Source organism: Parasalinivibrio latis (assembly GCF_036825535.1).
GTDB classification, from domain to species: Bacteria; Pseudomonadota; Gammaproteobacteria; order Enterobacterales; family Vibrionaceae; genus Parasalinivibrio; species Parasalinivibrio latis.
In genome coordinates, this window is the sequence record NZ_CP098812.1 from 2,588,145 (window position 1) to 2,607,985 (window position 19,841).

Here is a 19,841-nt window from a genome sequence, read left to right on the forward strand (position 1 = left end):
CAGGATTACCCGGAAGGGCAATAACTATTCACGAAGTTCAGCTGTTGAGATCTGTTTCCAGACGTTGCTTACTGGCCAACGCTTCAGCTTCATAAGCATTCAACTGAGATCTTGGTACCGGGCTTGCCTGAGGCAGGCTGACCGTCATCGGATTCACCGGCCTGTTGTTTTTATGAAGTTCATAGTGCAAGTGCGGTCCGGTTGAACGGCCGGTATTTCCACTCAGGGCGATCTTCTGCCCCATTTTCACGTGTTGTCCCGGTTTAACCAGAATCTTCGAAAGGTGAAGATAACGGGTAATATATTCACGTCCGTGCTTGATTACCACGAAGTTACCGGCCAGTCTGTGGTGCTGTGCCTTAACCACTACACCATCACCGGTAGCAAGAACCGGCGTGCCCAATGGCACCGCAAAGTCAGTTCCGTTGTGCGGAGCGATTCTTCCGGTAATCGGGTGATGACGATGCGGGTTGAATGATGAGCTTATCCGGTAACGTTTTGCTGTCGGTAGCCGGTTGAATGCACGTTGCAAACTGTGACCATCGGCATCGTAGAACTTACCGTCTTTATTACGGTGAATAAAAATCTGATCATTTCCTGATTGATACAGCAATGACTGGACGTCACCTGAGCCAACCGGATCACCGTCTATGTATTCACGTGACAGTTCCACTGCAAATTTATCGCCTTTGCGAGCCTGGCGACCGAGATCAAAACGCCACTGCAATGCCTTGACCAGTGTTTGAATCTGGTTTGGCGTCAAACCTGCAGATCGGGCTTGCTGGTAAAAGCTCGACGTGACACGGCCAGCAAGAATGACCGGGCGAAATTCACCCTTGGCAATATCCTGCTCGTGGTTAATCTTATCGTTCGCAAAGGAATAAATATCCTTGGTTTTGCGGTCACGCTGGATGGTTAATGACTCCAGTTCACCCTTTTTGTCCAAGGTCCAGCTCAGGTCCTGGCCAACTCTCAAGCCAGCAACATCCGGGTAGGCCTTGGTCAAATCGTAGAGTTCGCTGTTGGATATCCCATATTGGGAAAAGATTGAACTGAGAGACTCGCCACTTGATACGGTATGGCTGTGTTGAACAACTTTGTCTTCGCTAAGTTGTTTATCCAGGTCATCTTTCGGCACACTGAGCGCAGGGTCATCAGGCGCTATGTTTTCACCTACTGGCTCACTGTCAATGTTAGCCAGAGGGACTTTTGCGCTGTCGGCCAGATTGATATCAACCCGGCCCCGGTGTTCAGTACCGATATTAGGAGTAGAAAAGAGAGAATGTTCTGGCTGCCAGATAACTGCTGCACCTACAACCAGTCCAAGTGAAATAAGTATCCGTTTCTTGTTTAAAGGTAATCTTCGCGTCAATGCAATGAGATTTTCGCGATCGCTCATTGCAGGCACTCCGCGAACTGCTTACCCATGTTTCGGATAAAGCCAGGGTAATCCCCATTGTAATCGGTCGCGACAGGATCAAGTGTTGATATTTTTATTTTCATGCCTTGGGTAATACTGTTTACGACACGTGGGTTGAACTGCGGCTCGGTAAAAATACACGAAGCCTTTTTGTCCTCAAGCGCGTGTCGGATTTTATTCAGGGTCCTTGCACCGGGGCGACGATCAGGGCTTACCGTGAAATGCCCGGCCTGAGTAAGACCATAGAAATCTTCAAAATATCCATAAGCGTCGTGAAAAACGAAATATCCCTTTCCTTTAACCGGCTCTAGCATCAACTTGACGTCGTTGTCGGCGCGGTGGAGGCGCATTGTAAAGTCTTCGAGGTTTTGTTGGTAGCTTTGTTTATTCGCTGGATCAATGTTTATTAACGCTTCAGTAATGGCACTCGCCGCAACTTCTGCCTGAGCTGGGCCTAACCAAACATGCGGATCAACCGAGCCATGATGATGCCCGTCATGATCATGGTGCTCATCAGCATCAAACTCTCTGAGCTTCATTCCATCGATTGCAGTTAACTGAACACTATGAGGTTTTCGAGCGACCAAGTCTGACAGAAACATCTCAAGCCCCGGCCCAACCCAAACCACCAGGTCAGCATCATCCAATTGGCGTACATCCGATGGACGCAGGGCATAGTCATGCGGAGAGGCGCCGGCTGGCAACAGGGTTTGATTGGTCGCAACCCCTTTCACCAAATCATTAACTATCAGTGATACAGGCTTGATCGTTGTAACAACCTGGATTTGGTTTGCATAGGAAGCAATAGGAAACGTTGCACATAACAGCAACCACAACAGCAACTTTTTCATTTACCAGCCTAATTTCTTTCTTCATACCATGGGCCCGGAATGTTATATTATAACAATTCAATGATCAAATTTGCTGGATGTTTATGCCTTCCCCTTTGATTGAACTAGACCAAGTCACTGTCACTTTCAGTGGCAGGCATGTACTTGATGCCGTCAGCTTTAAGCTGACTAAGGGAAAAATCACGACATTAATAGGCCCTAATGGGGCTGGGAAGTCGACACTGGTAAAAACAGTAATTGGCCTGACAAAGCCGTCTCAAGGCAAAGTAACCCGGAAGAAAGGGTTACGGATCGGTTACGTACCACAAAAATTGAAACTCAATGATTCCATGCCAATTACCGTTGAGCGATTCCTCAAGCTCAGCGGCATCAAAAAACAAGCTGAAATCAATGACGCCTTGGAAATTGTTGGTGCAGGGAAATTATTCCATTCAAGTATGCATACCCTTTCCGGTGGTGAAACTCAGCGCGTACTCCTTGCCCGGGCGATTTTGAAAAAGCCCGAATTGCTGGTACTTGATGAGCCGGTACAAGGTGTAGATGTTAACGGACAACTCGCGATGTACAGCCTGATTGAATCACTTCGTCATACGCTGGGTTGTGCGATTTTAATGGTCTCTCACGACCTTCATCTGGTGATGGCGAAAACCGATGAAGTTATTTGTCTCCAACACCATGTCTGCTGTAGTGGCGCGCCTGAGGCTATCTCCAACCATCCATCATATATCGCCCTTTTTGGACGTAATGAGAGCGAGCAGTTAGCGTTGTACCACCACCATCACAACCATAACCATGATCTGAGCGGAAGTCCCCTCGGTCCATGTCAGCATACCCACAAGGAACGACACCGTGCCTGAATTGTTGATTGCCCCTTTACTGGCCGGATTGTCAATTGCTGTTGCTGCGGGCCCTCTCGGCTCTTTTGTCGTCTGGAGGCGCATGGCTTATTTTGGTGATACACTCGCCCACGCCTCGCTGCTTGGTGTTGCCCTTGGCGTCCTTTTGAATATCAACATTAACCTTGCCCTGGTTGTCTGCTGCTTGGGACTCGCTCTTATTCTGGTAAGCCTTCAGCGTCAGCAACTGGTTGCCACTGACACACTGCTTGGCATTCTTGCCCATTCTTCACTGTCCCTTGGCCTGGTCGCTATCAGCTTTTTCGATAATGTCAGGGTTGACCTCATGGCTTACCTCTTTGGTGATTTATTAGCGGTGGACCAAAATGACGTCCTGATGATTGGTGCCGGTGCTGTGGTCATGCTGGGGCTTCTTGCCTGGTTGTGGCGTCCGTTGCTTTCCATGACTATCAATGAAGAAATGGCAAGGGTCGAAGGAGTAAATGTTGAGGCGATGCGCTTGATCCTGATGTTGATGATAGGCTTGGTTATTGCGCTCGCCATGAAGTTTGTCGGCGCACTTATCATTACATCATTGCTGATTATCCCACCCGCAATCGCAAGACGTTTCTCGACAAGCCCTGAACAAATGGCGGTGAATGCAAGTGTCGCCGGCATGCTTGCGGTGATTTCCGGCCTTTGGCTTTCCTGGAACTATGATACCCCGGCGGGACCTTCAGTTGTTGTTTCTGCTGCTTCCCTGTTTATCATCAGCCAGTTGAAAAAAGCCGAACAGTAAGAAATCCTGTTCCAAGGCAATACAGATTTGACATTAAAAAGGGCTGCCAATGGGCAGCCCTTTTGCGAATCGGTTTGTCTATTACCAACCCGTTTTGGTACGAATCGCTTTACCGATATCAGCCAAGCTTCGAACCGTCGTCACACCGGCATCTTCCAGCGCAGCAAACTTCTCGTCTGCTGTACCTTTACCACCAGAGATGATTGCACCGGCATGGCCCATACGCTTGCCCGGAGGTGCAGTCACACCGGCAATGTAAGACACAACCGGCTTGGTGACATTGGCTTTGATGTATGCTGCAGCTTCTTCTTCTGCAGTACCACCGATTTCACCAATCATCACGATAGCTTCGGTAGCCGGATCCTTTTCAAACATCTCAAGGATGTCGATAAAGTTTGAACCCGGAATTGGGTCACCGCCGATGCCGACACAGGTGGACTGACCGAAACCTTCATCAGTTGTCTGCTTAACTGCTTCATAGGTAAGCGTACCGGAACGGGAAACGATACCCACTTTACCCGGCTTGTGGATGTGGCCAGGCATGATACCGATCTTACACTCACCCGGAGTAATAACACCTGGGCAGTTCGGACCAATCATACGGGTACCGGTTTCTTCCAGCTTGGCTTTCACATAAAGCATATCCAGCGTTGGGATACCTTCTGTGATACATACCACCAGCTCGATACCAGCATCGACAGCTTCCAGGATTGCATCTTTACAGAAAGGTGCTGGAACGTAGATAACTGATGCAGTCGCACCTGTTGCTTCTACTGCTTCGGCTACCGTATTGAACACTGGCAGACCCAGGTGCTCAGTGCCGCCTTTACCCGGAGACACACCACCGACCATTTGAGTACCGTAAGCAACAGCCTGCTCAGAGTGGAAAGTACCCTGACCACCGGTGAAACCCTGGCAGATAACCTTGGTATCTTTGTTGATCAAAATAGACATTATTTGCCCTCCGCTGCAGCTACAACTTTTTCTGCTGCTTCTGTCAGTGAAGTTGCAGCAATAATGTTCAAACCGCTGTCTGCCAGTTTCTTAGCGCCCAGTTCTGCGTTGTTACCTTCAAGGCGCACAACAACAGGAACCTTAACACCCACTTCTTCAACAGCACCGATAATACCGTCTGCAATTAGATCACAGCGTACGATACCACCGAAAATGTTAACCAGAACGGCTTGTACATTGTCGTCGGAGAGAATGATCTTAAATGCTTCAGTAACACGCTCTTTCGTCGCGCCACCACCAACATCCAGGAAGTTTGCAGGGCTGCCGCCATGCAGGTTTACGATGTCCATGGTTCCCATGGCAAGGCCTGCACCGTTAACCATGCAACCGATGTTGCCATCAAGCGCAACATAGTTCAGTTCCCACTGTGCTGCGTGCGCTTCACGCTCGTCATCCTGGGAAGGATCGTGCATGTCGCGAATTTGTGGTTGACGGTATACTGCGTTGCTGTCGATAACCAGTTTGGCATCGAGGCAGTGCAGTTCGTCCGTAGCGGTAATAACGAGAGGGTTAACTTCCACCAGCGCAACGTCACGCTCAAGGATCAGTGTGGCAAGTCCCATATAAATATTGGTGAACTGACGAACTTGGGCACCTTTCAGGCCAAGTTTAAAGGCCAGTTGACGCCCTTGGAATGGCTGAGGGCCAGTAAGCGGATCCAACGCAACCTTGTGGATCAGCTCAGGGGTCTCTTCTGCGACTTTCTCAATTTCCACGCCACCTTCAGTTGATGCCATGAAAACAACTCGCTGGGTACCACGGTCTACAACCGCCCCCAGATACAGCTCTTTTGCGATATCTGTGCATGACTCAACCAGAATTTTGCTGACCGGCTGACCGTTAGCATCCGTCTGATAAGTCACCAGATTTTTACCCAACCAGTTTTGGGCGAAATCCTTAATTTCTTCCTTGCTTTTAACCAGCTTTACGCCACCGGCTTTACCACGTCCACCTGCGTGAACCTGACATTTGACGACCCACTGGTCCCCACCGATTTTATCCGCGGCCGCTGCGGCTTCCTGAGGAGTATCACAGGCATACCCTTCGGATACGGGCAGACCATATTCAGCAAATAGCTGCTTTGACTGATATTCGTGCAGATTCATGATGCTCTATCCGTGTTCTAGTCCATGTAGTGATTATCTTTACTTTCCACGTATCGGGGGCCTCATGTGCCCCCTTTTATTTTGGGCTTCCGCCTATGCTGATTTTTAAACGTCAAGCAGCAAACGTGTTGGGTCTTCCAGCAACTCTTTTACGGTTACCAGGAAGCCAACGGACTCGCGACCATCGATCAGACGGTGATCGTAAGACAGTGCGAGGTACATCATTGGCAGGATTTCCACCTTGCCATCAACCGCCATTGGACGATCCTGGATTTTATGCATACCCAGAATTGCTGCCTGCGGTGGATTGATGATTGGTGTGGACATCAGGGATCCAAATACACCACCGTTGGTGATGGTGAAGTTGCCACCTGTCAGCTCATCAACGGTCAGTTTGCCGTCACGACCCTTGATAGCCAGATCCTTGATACCCTTTTCGATTTCGGCCAGGGACAGTTGGTCACAATCACGCAGTACCGGAGTAACCAGTCCACGAGGTGTTGAAACTGCCATGCTAACGTCGAAATAGTTATGGTAAACAATGTCGTCGCCGTCGATAGACGCATTGACTTCAGGGTAACGCTTAAGCGCTTCAACAACGGCTTTTACGTAGAAAGACATAAAGCCTAGGCGGATATCATGGCGTTTTTCGAAAGCATCTTTGTACTGCTTACGAATATCCATGATTGGCTTCATGTTGACTTCGTTAAACGTTGTCAGCATCGCTGTACTGTTCTTGGCTTCAAGCAGACGCTCTGCAACACGCTTGCGAAGGCGAGTCATAGGAACACGTTTCTCGCTGCGCTCTGCCATTACCGGAGCAGGCTCTGCTTGTGCTGGAGCCGATGCAGGAGCCGCACTTGGTGTACTCTTGAGGTGTGCTTCCACATCTTCACGTGTGATACGGCCGCCAACACCGGTTCCCTTAACGGCACTCGCTTCGAGGCTATGCTCCGCCAACAGTCGGCGAACCGCCGGGCTCAGCGCGTCATTGCTTTCTTCAGTCAGAGACGCCGTATGACGCTTGTCTGGAGATGCTTCGGCTTCTGCTGGCTTGTCCGCAGTAGGTTCACCTGCCACGGCACCTGGCTTCAATCGGGCGATAAGTTGCTTGGAAAGTACTGTTGCACCTTCTTCTTCAATGATTTCTTCAAGCACACCCTCTTCCGGAGCCGGAACTTCCAGAACCACTTTGTCTGTTTCAATATCTACGAGTACTTCGTCCCGCGCTACCGCTTCACCCGGCTTCTTGTGCCAGGTTGCAACCGTCGCATCCGCAACAGATTCTGGGAGGTCAGGAACCAGGATTTCGATGGTCATCTTGTTATTTTCCTTATTCAGAGCGCTTAGTTCAGGTTCAGGGCATCTTCAACCAATGCTTTTTGTTGTTTCAGGTGCAGTGACATGTAGCCCACTGCAGGCGACGCAGAAGCTGGACGGCCGGCATACTGCAATTCGGCACCGGCTGGCAGCGCGAATCGGAAGTTATGCTGGCTTGAGTACCAAGCGCCCTGATTCTGAGGCTCTTCCTGACACCAAACAAACTCTTTGGCATTCGTGTATTGGGAAACAATGTTATTAACTTCATCTACCGGGTACGGGTACAACTGCTCAATCCGGATGATGGCGACATCTTCACGTTCTGCTTTGCGGCGAGCTTCCAGCAGGTCGTAGTAAACCTTGCCGGAGCACATCACAATGCGCGTCACTTTTTGCGGATCCAATGCATCGACTTCACCGATGGCAGGCTGGAAGTTGCCATCAGAAAGGTCTTCAATGGAAGAGACGCATAATGGGTGGCGAAGCAGTGACTTCGGTGACATTACGACCAATGGGCGACGCATTGGGCGCAGCACCTGACGACGCAGCATGTGGTATATCTGGGCCGGCGTTGAAGGGACGATTACCTGGATGTTTTGCTCGGCGCAAAGTTGCAGGTAACGCTCAAGACGTGCAGATGAGTGTTCAGGGCCCTGACCTTCATAGCCATGCGGCAGAAGCTGGGTCAGGCCACACATACGTCCCCACTTTTGCTCACCTGAACTGATGAACTGGTCCATAACAACCTGCGCACCGTTGGCAAAATCACCAAACTGTGCTTCCCAAATGGTCAGGCCACCTGGTTCTGCAGTTGCGTAACCGTATTCAAATGCCAATACCGCCTCTTCTGAAAGCACAGAGTCGACAACATCGAAAGGTCCCTGCTTATCGTGCAGATATTGAAGCGGCACATAGGTGCTGGCGTCATTTTGGTTATGCAGCACTGAATGGCGGTGGAAGAAGGTACCGCGACCGGAATCCTGGCCGGTAATACGAATACGCTTACCCTCATCAAGCAATGTTGCGTAAGCGAGTGTCTCTGCCATACCCCAGTCCAGCTTCTTGTCACCATCCATCATCAACTGACGGTCTTTGTAAAGCTTGGCAACTCGGCTGTGAAGCTTGTGGGTTTCCGGATGTTGGCAAACACGCTTGCCCAACTCAATAAGGCGGTTTTTATCAAAGGTGTTCGGCCACTCCACTGTCCAGTCATGGCCGAGGTATGGCGACCAATCGACAGAATGCATCTGCATTGGACGCCACTCTTTCACCACACACTCACCGGAATCCAGCTGATCACGGTATTCATTGATAAGATAAGTGGCTTTTTCCAGATCAACGATAGACTCATCACCCAGCTTATCAGCGTAGAGCTTGCGAGGTGTCGGGTGCTTCTTGATCTTCTGGTACATCAGCGGCTGGGTTGCATTTGGCTCATCCGCTTCGTTGTGCCCGTGGCGACGGTAACAAACCAAATCAATCACCACATCACGCTTAAATTCGTTACGGTAGTCAATGGCTACACGCGTGACAAAAGCAACCGCTTCCGGATCATCCGCATTAACGTGGAAGATAGGAGCCTGTACCATCTTGGCAATGTCAGTACAGTACATCGTTGAGCGAGTGTCACGCGGGTTTGACGTTGTAAAGCCAACCTGGTTATTCACCACGATGCGAACTGTACCACCCACTTTGTAACCGCGGGCCTGTGACATGTTGAATGTTTCAGCCACAACCCCCTGACCGGCAACCGCAGAGTCACCATGGATGGTAATAGGAAGGACTTTGCTTCCGTCTTCATCACCCAATCGGTCCTGACGGGCACGGACTGAACCCATGACTACCGGGTTTACAATTTCCAGATGAGACGGGTTAAAAGCCAAGACAAGGTGAACATCGCCACCCGGTGTCGCAAAGTCCGAAGAGAAACCCTGGTGATATTTAACATCACCGGTACCCCAGGTATCGTCATGCTTACCGGCGAACTCGTCGAACAACTCAGAAGGTTTCTTACCCAGTACGTTGACCAGAACATTGAGGCGACCGCGGTGGGCCATACCAATAACCACTTCACGGACACCCTCTCCGCCTGCATGACGAATCATTTCTTTCAACGCAGGGATCAGGGCATCACCACCTTCCAGAGAGAATCGTTTTGCCCCGGGGAATTTGGCACCCAGGTAACGCTCAAGGCCTTCGGCAGCTGTCAGCTCTTCAAGGTAAGTGAGTTTTTCTTCATCAGAAAAGGCAGGTTGGCCGACAACGGATTCAAAGCGTTGCTGAATCCATCGCTTCTCTTCTGTCGACGTAATGTGCATATATTCGGCACCGATTGAACCGCAGTAGGTCTTCTTCAATGCCCCGTAAATTTCATCAAGCAGCATGGTATCTTTGCCTACGGCAAAAGAGCCCACATTGAAACTCTGCTGGAAATCTTCGTCTGTCAGTTGGTGATAAGAGGGGTCAAGCTCAGGGACGATTTCCCGTTGCCATAATCCCAGGGGATCAAGATTCGCAAGTTGATGTCCGCGGAAACGGTATGCGTTAATCAACTGCAAAACCCTAACTTGCTTAGCATCTACATCAGGGTCATTTACTGGCGCTTTAAAGCGTGCAGCCTCGGTTGCCAAGCGGCGGAAGTAGTCACGAACACGTGAGTGCGGTTGCTCGACCGCGGTGTCATTGACTTTGGGCAGGTCATCGAAAACGGCTTTCCATTCCGGCCCTACTGCGTCTGGGTCACTGAGGTACTGTTCGTAGAGATCTTCTACGTAAGTTGCATTGGCGCCAGCCAAATGAGAAGACTCCATCCAAGCCTTCATCACGCCATTTTGCATTATTTTCCCTTAACCACTAGTTGATGTCACAAACCGGTCTACTGCCGGGTTCCGGTTCGGCTCCCGGGAAGGAGCCGAATTCTTACATTCCATTATGGGCTAATTTAAACAGCTCGTTTCAAAAGCATTGACTTAATGTGGCCAATAGCTTTTGTTGGATTCAGCCCTTTAGGACAAACATTTACACAGTTCATAATGCCATGGCAACGGAAAACACTAAAAGCATCGTCCAGATCGGACAATCGTTCTTCAGTTGCCGTGTCACGGCTATCAATCAGCCAACGATATGCTGCCAAAAGACCTGCCGGTCCTACAAACTTATCAGGGTTCCACCAGAATGACGGGCAAGACGTTGTGCAACATGCACACATGATGCATTCATACAGACCGTCAAGATGCGCACGTTCTTCCGGAGACTGGAGGTTCTCACGTGAAGGTGTAGCACCGTCGTTGATAAGGAACGGTTTTACACGCTCATAATTTTGGTAGAACTGAGTCATATCAACCACCAAATCACGCACAACCGGCAAGCCCGGTAGCGGACGGATTACAATGGTAGGCTGATTGGTAAGGGCGGACAGCGATGTAATACACGCCAATCCGTTTTTACCATTCATATTCAGACCGTCTGAGCCGCAAACACCTTCCCGGCATGAGCGACGAAACGCAAGGGTTGGATCCTGTTCTTTCAAAAGGATAAGTGCATCAAGCACCATCATATCCGAACCTTCAGGCACTTCCAGCGTGTAGTCCTTCATGTACGGCGCGTTGTCTACGTCAGGATTGTAACGATAGACAGAGAAATTCAATTTCATCTTTCCAGTCTCCCTTAGTAGGTCCGTACTTTTGGTGGGAAGGCTTCACGGGTAACAGGTTCCATGTTAACCGAACGCTTGGTCATGCTTTCTGTTTCTGGACTGTAGATGGAATGGCACAGCCAGTTCTCATCATCACGCTCCTGGAAATCGAAACGTGCATGGGCACCACGGCTTTCCGTACGGAAGTTTGCAGCCACGGCAGTAGAGAAAGCCGTTTCCATCAGGTTATCCAGTTCCAGACATTCAATTCGCTGAGTATTAAATTCAGAAGACTTGTCAGCTAAATGTGCATCTTTCAGGCGATTGCGGATAACTTTGAGTTCCTCAAGGCCTTGAGCCATCGCTTCACCTTCACGGAATACCGAGAAGTTATTCTGCATGCAAGACTGGAGATCTTTACGAATCTGAACAGGGTCTTCGCCACCAGTGGACGATTCCCAGCGATTGTAGCGGGCCATAGCCGCTTCAATATCAGATTCTGATGCGTCGCGGGCTTCAACCTGTGCCGCCAACGCCTCTTTCAGGTGAATACCGGTAGCCCGGCCAAATACCACCAGGTCAAGCAGTGAGTTTCCACCCAGGCGGTTTGCACCGTGAACAGATACACTGGCAATCTCGCCACAAGCAAACAGCCCCTGCACTTCTACATCATTGCCATTCGTATCCTGGGTGAGAGCCTGACCGGAAATCTGGGTAGGGATACCACCCATCATGTAGTGGCAGGTTGGGATAACCGGAATGGGTTCCTTAACCGGATCCACGTGAGCAAAGGTGCGGGACAACTCACAGATACCTGGCAGGCGAGATTCAAGAACCTCTTGGCCAAGGTGATCAAGCTTGAGCTTGATGTGTGGGCCCCATGGACCATCGCAACCGCGTCCTTCACGGATCTCAACCATCATTGAGCGTGCGACAACGTCACGTCCCGCCAAATCTTTAGCGTTCGGTGCATAACGCTCCATAAAGCGTTCGCCGTCCTTGTTCAGGAGGTAACCACCTTCACCACGACATCCTTCGGTTACCAGAACACCTGCACCGGCAATACCGGTTGGGTGGAACTGCCACATTTCCATGTCCTGAACAGGCACATTGGCACGAAGCGCCATACCAACACCGTCACCGGTGTTAATGTGGGCGTTGGTCGTAGACTGGTAAATACGGCCAGCACCGCCAGTAGCCAGTACAGTCGCCTTGGCTTTAAAGTAGCAAAGTTCGCCGGTTTCCATGCAAAGTGCCGTCGCACCAACAACCGCTCCGTCCTGGTTCTTCACCAGATCCAGCGCATACCATTCAGAAAAAATCGTCGTTTTATTTTTGATGTTCTGCTGGTAAAGCGTATGAAGAAGCGCATGTCCGGTACGGTCTGCAGCTGCCGCTGTTCGTGCAGCCTGCTCACCACCGAAGTTTTTTGACTGGCCACCAAACGGACGCTGGTAGATGCCACCATTTTCAAAGCGCGAGAATGGAAGCCCCATCTTCTCAAGCTCGATAATGGCTTCCGGGCCTGTTTTACACATGTATTCAATCGCATTTTGGTCACCAATATAGTCGGAACCTTTTACGGTGTCATACATATGCCATTCCCAGTTATCCTCATGGGAGTTACCAAGGGCAACTGTGATGCCGCCCTGGGCTGATACAGTATGAGAACGGGTCGGGAAAACCTTTGACAGCAGAGCACAGCTCATTCCGAGCTGGGAAATTTGGAGCGCAGCACGCATGCCTGCGCCGCCGGCGCCAATTACTATGGCGTCGAATTCACGAACTGGAATACTCACTTACACACCCCACAAAATAAACAAGCCGGAGAAGAAATACACAAACAATACGGCAACAATGCCGAACTGGAGGATCATACGAAGGCTAGATGATTTGATGTAATCCGTCAGAACCTGCCACAGGCCAATCCATGCATGAATCAGCACGCAAACCAGCGCCAGCATAGTGAATACCTTGGTACTTAACTGTCCGAAAAAGGCAGTCCAGTTCAAGTAGTTCACATCAGCGCCAAAGGCGAAGTATCCAACGATATAAAGTGTGTATAGAGCGATGATGATTCCGGAAGCACGAATAAGCAGCCAGTCATGGATGCCATTGCGTCCGAGAGAAGAAGCTTGTCCTACCATACCAGTACCCCCGCGATGACAGAAAGAACACCGGTAATCGCGAACGATACGATAGCGCTTTGGTTGCCGGATTCAATTTCTTCAAAGTGACCCATATCCATGATGATGTGACGAATACCACCAACAATATGGTAAAAGAGGGCTGTCATGATTCCCCAAAGAACGAACTTCACAAAGAAGCTGTCTACGATATCGGCAGCAGTTTGAAATCCATGTATTGAAGAAAGAGACAGGCTTAACAGCCATAAAAGAATTCCCACCGAGATGAATGTGATAACGCCACTCACCCTGTGTAGAATCGACGCAATCGCAGTAACCGGAAAGCGAATGGTCTGTAGGTCGAGGTTTACAGGTCTTGGCTTTTTAACGTTCACGGTATTGCCCACTCAGCTCCATTGAGCTCTAGTTATTATTAACACTCCCCAAACTAGAACAAAAACCCGGCGCCCGACTTGTAACACATTTGTAAGATGATATGAGCCATGTCGCATGTCACCTGCAACTCAAGGTCCAGAACATCAAAAAAATGTAAAGAAATGATTACCAGCCCAAAAACGCCCCGGATTTCAGCCCTATCCAGAGGCCTGTTGGGAGTATACGTCGCACCAAAATCAATTACAAACGCACAAAATTGACCGAAATCCCGAAACAGAAATTTAACGCGAGTTGCATTTAAGTTATTGCTCCGCGCACACTCTCTGAAGTTGAAAATTGACATAATTGAAGGTGATCTGTACAAAAGATGAGTCTCCGGACACCGGAATAGGACTATAAAAACAAAGGAGAATGTTATGGCAGATAAGAAAGCGACCCTCCATATTGAAGGGAAAGCGCCAATCGAACTGCCGATCATGGGAGGCACTGTAGGCCCGGAGGTTGTTGATGTCCGAGCACTGGGAGCCAACGGTTATTTTACTTTTGACCCAGGTTTTGTATCGACAGCTTCATGTGAGTCACAAATTACCTACATTGATGGTGGTGCCGGCGTCTTGCTGCACCGCGGCTATCCCATTGATCAACTTGCCAATAATGCAGAATATCTCGAAGTTTGTTATATCCTGCTCTATGGCGAAGCCCCTACCAAGAAACAGTACCAAGATTTTGAACGTATCGTGACACGCCACACCATGGTTCACGAACAAATTGCCAGCTTCTTCCACGGTTTCCGCCGTGACGCACACCCAATGGCTGTAATGTGCGGAGTTGTAGGTGCACTGGCTGCGTTCTATCATGATTCTCTCGACATCAATAACGATGTACACCGGGAAATCACCGCATTCCGCTTGCTGTCTAAAATGCCGACGCTTGCTGCAATGTGTTACAAGTACTCTATTGGCCAGCCTTTTATCTACCCGCGTAACGACCTTAACTATGCGGAGAATTTCCTGCATATGATGTTCGCGACCCCGGCTGAAGAGTATGAGGTTAACCCGGTTGTTGCCCGTGCAATGGATAAGATCTTCACCCTGCATGCGGATCACGAGCAAAACGCATCAACATCTACTGTTCGTCTTGCTGGTTCTTCCGGTGCCAACCCATTTGCATGTATCGCTGCAGGTATAGCATCACTTTGGGGTCCTGCTCATGGCGGCGCAAATGAAGCCTGTTTACGCATGCTGGAAGAAATTGGTTCCGTAGACCGCATTCCTGAGTTCATTGAACGCGCCAAGGACAAAGATGATCCTTTCCGCCTGATGGGCTTCGGTCACCGTGTCTACAAAAACTATGACCCTCGCGCTACCGTAATGAACGAAGCGTGCCACGAGGTACTCGACGAGCTTAAGATCGACGATCCACTTCTGGATGTAGCGATGGAGCTTGAGCGAATCGCCCTTTCTGATGAATACTTCATCGAGAAAAAGCTCTACCCGAACGTAGACTTCTACTCTGGTATCATCCTGAAGGCGATTGGTATCCCGACGTCCATGTTTACCGTAATCTTCGCGATGTCCCGTACTATTGGCTGGATTGCACACTGGAACGAAATGCACAGCGATCCAAACAACCGTATCGGCCGTCCTCGTCAGCTGTACACCGGCTACGAAGCTCGCGAATTTACACCGATGAAAGACCGCGAGTAACGGTTAAAAAGAAACACAAAACGCCGCTAAATGCGGCGTTTTTTTATGAGCAACAGCGGAAGATTAAACCGGATTATCAATATCTACAAAGGTGACGGCCAGACCGTGTTCCCTCGCCAGCCACTCTCCCAGTGCTTTAACCCCGTATCGTTCGGTTGCATGATGACCCGCACCGAAATAGTGAATACCCTGTTCACGCGCCGAGTGCGTCGTACGCTCAGATACTTCCCCGGAGATAAAGGCATCAAGGCCTTTTGCGGCCGCCAATTCGATATAATCCTGGCCACCGCCGGAACACCAGCCAACCGTTTTAATCAGGTGACTGCCACCCTTGATAAGAAGCGGTTTCCTGCCAAGAACGTCTGAGATTTTCTCTGCAAAGTCCTCGGCAGACACTGGCTCCTGCAACTCACCGTAAACGGCTACTGACTTAGCCACCCCCTCTTCAAGGCCGCCTAGAGGGGAAATCCCCAGCAAAGCAGCCAATTGAGCATTATTGCCAAGCTCAGGATGCACATCCAATGGCAGATGATAGCCGTAAAGGTTGATGTCATTCTTAATCAGTGTGCTGATCCGGCGGTATTTTATGCCCCGGATAGCTTCCGGCTCATTTTTCCAAAAATAGCCATGGTGAACCAGCACTGCATCTGCACCAAATTCAACAGCCTTGTCTAACAACGCCTGACTGGCGGTGACACCTGTAATAACGCGAAGAACGTCTTCCGTCCCTTCTACCTGAAGCCCGTTTGGACAATAGTCACGGATTGCACCAGGTTCGAGCAAATCATTGAGAATACGTTCCAGCTCTAAGTTGTTCATTGAATCTCCCCGCTCATGCGGCTTAATAATCTGAGAACGCGATGATTCTAACGCAACGAGGCATGAGACCCAAATGACCTAGTACAACTCTCTCGAGCCCTGTTCAGTTTGTGCTAACCAAACCGGTTTTGTACTTGTTTTTAACCAGATACGATGCAGCCGGCTGTACAAGGGCGCTCTCAAAGAAGGAAAAAGAAGTACAGGCAGCGCCAATCCCCCGGCAATAATGACAAAGGCACGACGACAGACAATTTGAAGTGGGGTAAAACGCTTAAACATTGAAAGCCTCATCCTACCAGTTCAGACTGGCTTATCGTAATCCTCAACCCGTAGGATTACTACAATGGTAATCAGGGTCATCCGTACACTTTCCGGAACTATGTTGCAGATCACCAATGTAATACCAATTGGATTTATTCATTGTTCATAGATGACGTAGGTGAGTTCTTTCAGTTCCAGTCGCAAATTGCAATTGCTTGGGGCCAAACACCAAAACGAGTAACGCAGAAATGCATGATTTCAACCAGTCAGAATGATCAGGCAATGAGTCCGATTGGCATAAATACTCACGGAGCCCAATAATGTTCCAGTCTTCCTCACAAGTACATCGTGACCTGCAATGGATTGTGGAAAGTGGCATGCTTGCAAACGGCAACGAACCGTTCATCATGAGCCATCAATATCTTGATAAGTTTTCCCCTGCGTCAGTCCCTTCGGTAAGCTATGTGGGAAGCAGGCGTATCGGTCATTACTTTGAATGGCTTTGGAAACAGTTGCTCGACCATTCTGGTGAATGGAAAATTGAAATGAACGAGCGGCAGATCATCTCAAACAAGACGACACTCGGCGAAATCGATTTAATCGTATCAACGTGCAGCCACACGGTCGTATCCATAGAACATTGGGAACTGGCAGTTAAATTCTACCTTGCTTTTGAAGGACGTTGGCTGGGCCCGAACCCGGAAGACTCTCTCCATGACAAGCTTGACCACATGCAGCGACACCAGCTTTCGCTCTCAGACTCTCATGCCTTCATCAACCAATACCCTACATTGCATCCTGACAACAAACAGATGGTGATACAGGGCAGGCTCTATGTGAACCCCTTCCTTTCCTCAAGTCATGTAAACGACACCCGAATTGCGACAAATAGGGTAACCGGGGCATGGTGCTGGAAAAACCAGATACCCGATAAAAAGGCATTCTATCTTTTAGGCAGGGACCAATGGCTGGGGCTTGAAGACATCGCCAAATTGCCGGAAATTCAGGGGCAGGATATCCGGAAGTTGCCAAATACAGTCCACGCATTGGATGACTCCGGGAAACCCTGGTTCTTCGTCAACGACTTTTGGCCATTCCGGGACCACAAAAAAGCCACTGACTGAGCAGTGGCTTCAAATTTTTATAAGGAAGAACGGCTTTTACAGCCCGGCTTCCTCAAATACTGCACTGACGATTTGCTGTGCTTCCTGCTCAATTTGGGCAAGGTGCTCGACACCCTTGAAGCTTTCGCAGTAAATCTTATAGATGTCTTCAGTACCCGATGGACGCGCAGCAAACCAGCCGTTTTCAGTCACCACTTTCAGACCGCCGATAGCCGCTCCGTTGCCAGGAGCATGGGTCAGACGGGCAGTGATTGCGTCACCAGCCAATGTTTCTGCCTTGACCATTTCGGCAGAAAGTTTGCTCAACACGGCTTTTTGTTCGGTATTGGCAACGGCCTGCAAACGGCTGTATGCCGGTGAGCCATATTTTGCAGCAAGCTCGTTGTAATACTGCTGAGGGTTCTTACCGGTCACAGCGGTGATTTCAGCAGCCAGCAAACAAAGGATGATGCCGTCTTTGTCAGTAGACCAAGGCGTGCCATCCTTACGGAGGAAGGATGCGCCAGCGCTCTCTTCACCACCAAAACCGAAGTGGCCGCTGAACAAGCCGTCAACAAACCATTTGAACCCTACCGGCACTTCACAAAGTTCACGACCGAGGCCATCAACCACGCGATCAATCATAGCGCTGGAAACCAATGTCTTGCCAACAGCTACATCCTTCGCCCAACCGTCACGGTGACGATAGAGGTAATCAATACAAACTGCCAGGTAGTGGTTTGGGTTCATGAGACCTGCGGGAGTAACGATACCATGGCGGTCATAATCCGGGTCGTTCCCGAATGCCAGGTCAAAGTCATCTTTCACCGCAAGCATGCTTGCCATTGAATAGGGTGATGAACAGTCCATGCGAATCACGCCATCTTTATCCAGCGTCATAAAGCGGAAAGACGGGTCAACCGATTCATTCACCAATGTCAGATCCAAATCGTAGAATGCTTTGATCTGTTTCCAGTATTCAATACCTGAGCCACCGAGCGGGTCAACACCAAGGTGTAAACCTGCCTTCTGAATTGCAGCCATATCAACAACATTCACCAGATCAGCTACATATGGTGCGACCAGATCCTGTTCGATAAACAAACCGCTGTGCTTGGCTTCTTCCCAGCTAATGCGCTTTACGCCATCCAGGCTGTCAGCTATCAACTGGTTGGCGCGATTTTCGATCGCCTTGGTAATTTCACCTTCTGCCGGTCCACCATGAGGTGGGTTGTATTTAATACCACCATCCTGAGGAGGGTTATGTGAAGGCGTGATAACAATACCGTCCGCCTTTTCTGGCGAATGGGCTTTGTTGTAAGTGAGGATAGCGTGCGAAATACCTGGCGTTGGGGTGTAACCGTTGTCTTTCTGGACAATCACTCGCACGCCATTGGCAATCAGCACTTCTACCACAGCGACAAATGCAGGTTCGGACAGGGCGTGGGTATCTTTACCGACGAACAATGGGCCGGTGATTCCGTTTTCTGCACGAACTTCAGCAACTGCTTGCGCGATTGCCCAGATATGGTGCTGGTTAAATGAACCCTTGTCAGAACAACCACGGTGTCCGGACGTACCGAATGCAACGGCTTGGGCCGCGTCTACAGGGTTAGGTTGAATTTGAAAGAAATTGGCAACCAGCAAAGGAATATTGTAGAGATCCTGCTGAACAGCAGGTTTACCCGCGCGGGGATGCATAGCCATGAACGTTTCCTTGTTGAATAAAAATTCTTATCTTCTTACCGGCTCGCCACAAGCATCCTGGCACAGGCGAAAAAGGCGGGACATCGCAGGATACACATGGCGCTATCCGTGTCCGGACCGGCCATCTGACATGGCCGCCGGAGATAAAACACGGAATTTGGAGATTTTAAATCTCGTTACAAACCTTTTCAGTAATATCAGCAGAGAAGCCCATCTTGGCCATCACCTGTTCGATCATCTGACGCTTGCGGCCAGTGTTCGTATTGGTAATCACCCAGTAAGGCGTACTTGGAATCTGCTTTGGCTTTGTGGTTTTGCCACTTTCCAGAAGGGTTTGCTCACTGTCACCAAAATAGACACGGGTACGGCCTTTCAGTGACGTTGCATCGGCAAAAGCCTGGCTGTCGATGCGGTACAGTGCAGACAGCACCATCATAAAACGACCGATGGCCTTTTCCTGAGCCGCGAATTCATCAGAAATCAGTAGAGATCGCATTTCTTTCACACGATCTACACTGGTATCTTTACCGGCGTCTTTGCTCACAACGATACCTGGCTTGACCTGATCGACCACTGGCGTCAAGGTTACCGGCGCGTCGTTATTACGCTCCAGCAGCAGGCGTCTGAGAATATCAGAGGCACTTTCGCCGATACGAACAGTTTGGCTCGCAATATAACGGTATAGCTCTTCATCTACCTCGATCGTCTTCATCGTAATGTTCGTCGTATCCTATCTGTACATC

Annotated in this window: 18 protein-coding genes; 4 read left to right on the forward strand and 14 right to left on the reverse strand. The window is 49.7% G+C overall.

The features are described 5' to 3' along the window. Positions 1-37 precede the first annotated feature (37 nt). Entirely contained in the window at positions 38-1,399 is a 1,362-nt protein-coding gene (gene mepM, locus NF212_RS11995) for a murein DD-endopeptidase MepM (RefSeq protein ID WP_434355910.1), read from the reverse strand. Continuing rightward, a complete protein-coding gene (gene znuA, locus NF212_RS12000) occupies positions 1,396-2,271 on the reverse strand; it encodes a zinc ABC transporter substrate-binding protein ZnuA (RefSeq protein ID WP_434355912.1) in 876 nt (291 codons plus the stop codon). Before znuA ends, mepM begins: the two co-directional genes overlap by 4 nt. An 83-nt stretch (positions 2,272-2,354) precedes the next feature. Between znuA and znuC the strand changes: the two genes are divergently transcribed. Next, positions 2,355-3,128 carry a zinc ABC transporter ATP-binding protein ZnuC gene (gene znuC / locus NF212_RS12005; RefSeq protein ID WP_434355914.1) on the forward strand — a complete coding sequence of 258 codons (774 nt, stop codon included), beginning with the start codon at positions 2,355-2,357 and terminating at the stop codon, positions 3,126-3,128. Beyond that, positions 3,121-3,906, forward strand: coding sequence for a zinc ABC transporter permease subunit ZnuB (gene znuB, locus NF212_RS12010; RefSeq protein ID WP_434355916.1), 786 nt, complete (start codon positions 3,121-3,123; stop codon positions 3,904-3,906). The genes znuC and znuB overlap by 8 nt, the downstream gene beginning before the upstream one ends. 81 nt (positions 3,907-3,987) lie before the next feature. On the opposite strand, the gene sucD is transcribed toward znuB, so the two are convergent. The 8 genes from sucD to sdhC all read right to left on the reverse strand — a co-directional run bounded on the left by sucD (position 3,988) and on the right by sdhC (position 13,513). Beyond that, the gene (gene sucD / locus NF212_RS12015; protein ID WP_434355918.1) at positions 3,988-4,860 is read right to left on the reverse strand and encodes a succinate--CoA ligase subunit alpha; all 873 of its coding nucleotides are present in this window, start codon (positions 4,858-4,860) and stop codon (positions 3,988-3,990) included. Beyond that, entirely contained in the window at positions 4,860-6,026 is a 1,167-nt protein-coding gene (gene sucC, locus NF212_RS12020; protein ID WP_434355920.1) for an ADP-forming succinate--CoA ligase subunit beta, read from the reverse strand. The genes sucD and sucC overlap by 1 nt, the downstream gene beginning before the upstream one ends. A gap of 105 nt (positions 6,027-6,131) precedes the next feature. After that, positions 6,132-7,346, reverse strand: coding sequence for a 2-oxoglutarate dehydrogenase complex dihydrolipoyllysine-residue succinyltransferase (odhB, locus tag NF212_RS12025; protein WP_434355922.1), 1,215 nt, complete (start codon positions 7,344-7,346; stop codon positions 6,132-6,134). A gap of 26 nt (positions 7,347-7,372) precedes the next feature. Next, positions 7,373-10,183, reverse strand: a complete 2,811-nt coding sequence (gene sucA / locus NF212_RS12030; RefSeq protein WP_434355924.1) for a 2-oxoglutarate dehydrogenase E1 component — start codon at positions 10,181-10,183, stop codon at positions 7,373-7,375. A 104-nt stretch (positions 10,184-10,287) separates the two neighbouring features. After that, complete coding sequence (locus tag NF212_RS12035; RefSeq protein WP_434355926.1) at positions 10,288-10,998, reverse strand: succinate dehydrogenase iron-sulfur subunit; 711 nt, start codon at positions 10,996-10,998, stop codon at positions 10,288-10,290. 14 nt (positions 10,999-11,012) lie between these two features. Further along, positions 11,013-12,779, reverse strand: a complete 1,767-nt coding sequence (sdhA, locus tag NF212_RS12040) for a succinate dehydrogenase flavoprotein subunit (protein WP_434355928.1) — start codon at positions 12,777-12,779, stop codon at positions 11,013-11,015. After that, the gene (gene sdhD, locus NF212_RS12045) at positions 12,780-13,127 is read right to left on the reverse strand and encodes a succinate dehydrogenase, hydrophobic membrane anchor protein (protein WP_434355930.1); all 348 of its coding nucleotides are present in this window, start codon (positions 13,125-13,127) and stop codon (positions 12,780-12,782) included. Continuing rightward, a complete protein-coding gene (sdhC, locus tag NF212_RS12050) occupies positions 13,121-13,513 on the reverse strand; it encodes a succinate dehydrogenase cytochrome b556 subunit (RefSeq protein WP_434355932.1) in 393 nt (130 codons plus the stop codon). Before sdhC ends, sdhD begins: the two co-directional genes overlap by 7 nt. Positions 13,514-13,918: 405 nt before the next feature. On the opposite strand from sdhC, the gene NF212_RS12055 reads away from it, so the two are divergent. Beyond that, entirely contained in the window at positions 13,919-15,208 is a 1,290-nt protein-coding gene (locus NF212_RS12055) for a citrate synthase (RefSeq protein ID WP_054672352.1), read from the forward strand. Between the two features lie 63 nt (positions 15,209-15,271). Here NF212_RS12055 and NF212_RS12060 read toward each other — a convergent pair whose 3' ends face one another. After that, positions 15,272-16,027 carry a Nif3-like dinuclear metal center hexameric protein gene (locus NF212_RS12060; RefSeq protein WP_434355935.1) on the reverse strand — a complete coding sequence of 252 codons (756 nt, stop codon included), beginning with the start codon at positions 16,025-16,027 and terminating at the stop codon, positions 15,272-15,274. 78 nt (positions 16,028-16,105) lie between these two features. Then, on the reverse strand, positions 16,106-16,318 hold the full coding sequence (locus NF212_RS12065) for a DUF2517 family protein (RefSeq protein WP_434355937.1): 213 nt from the start codon (positions 16,316-16,318) through the stop codon (positions 16,106-16,108). A gap of 290 nt (positions 16,319-16,608) precedes the next feature. On the opposite strand from NF212_RS12065, the gene NF212_RS12070 reads away from it, so the two are divergent. Beyond that, entirely contained in the window at positions 16,609-17,412 is an 804-nt protein-coding gene (locus NF212_RS12070) for a DUF1853 family protein (protein WP_434355939.1), read from the forward strand. Positions 17,413-17,448: 36 nt separating this feature from the next. Here the strand turns inward: NF212_RS12070 and pgm are convergent, their stop codons facing one another. Both pgm and seqA read right to left on the reverse strand, forming a co-directional pair. Then, a complete protein-coding gene (gene pgm, locus NF212_RS12075) occupies positions 17,449-19,098 on the reverse strand; it encodes a phosphoglucomutase (alpha-D-glucose-1,6-bisphosphate-dependent) (protein ID WP_434355941.1) in 1,650 nt (549 codons plus the stop codon). 166 nt (positions 19,099-19,264) lie between these two features. Further along, the gene (gene seqA, locus NF212_RS12080; protein ID WP_054672344.1) at positions 19,265-19,810 is read right to left on the reverse strand and encodes a replication initiation negative regulator SeqA; all 546 of its coding nucleotides are present in this window, start codon (positions 19,808-19,810) and stop codon (positions 19,265-19,267) included. Positions 19,811-19,841 lie beyond the last annotated feature (31 nt).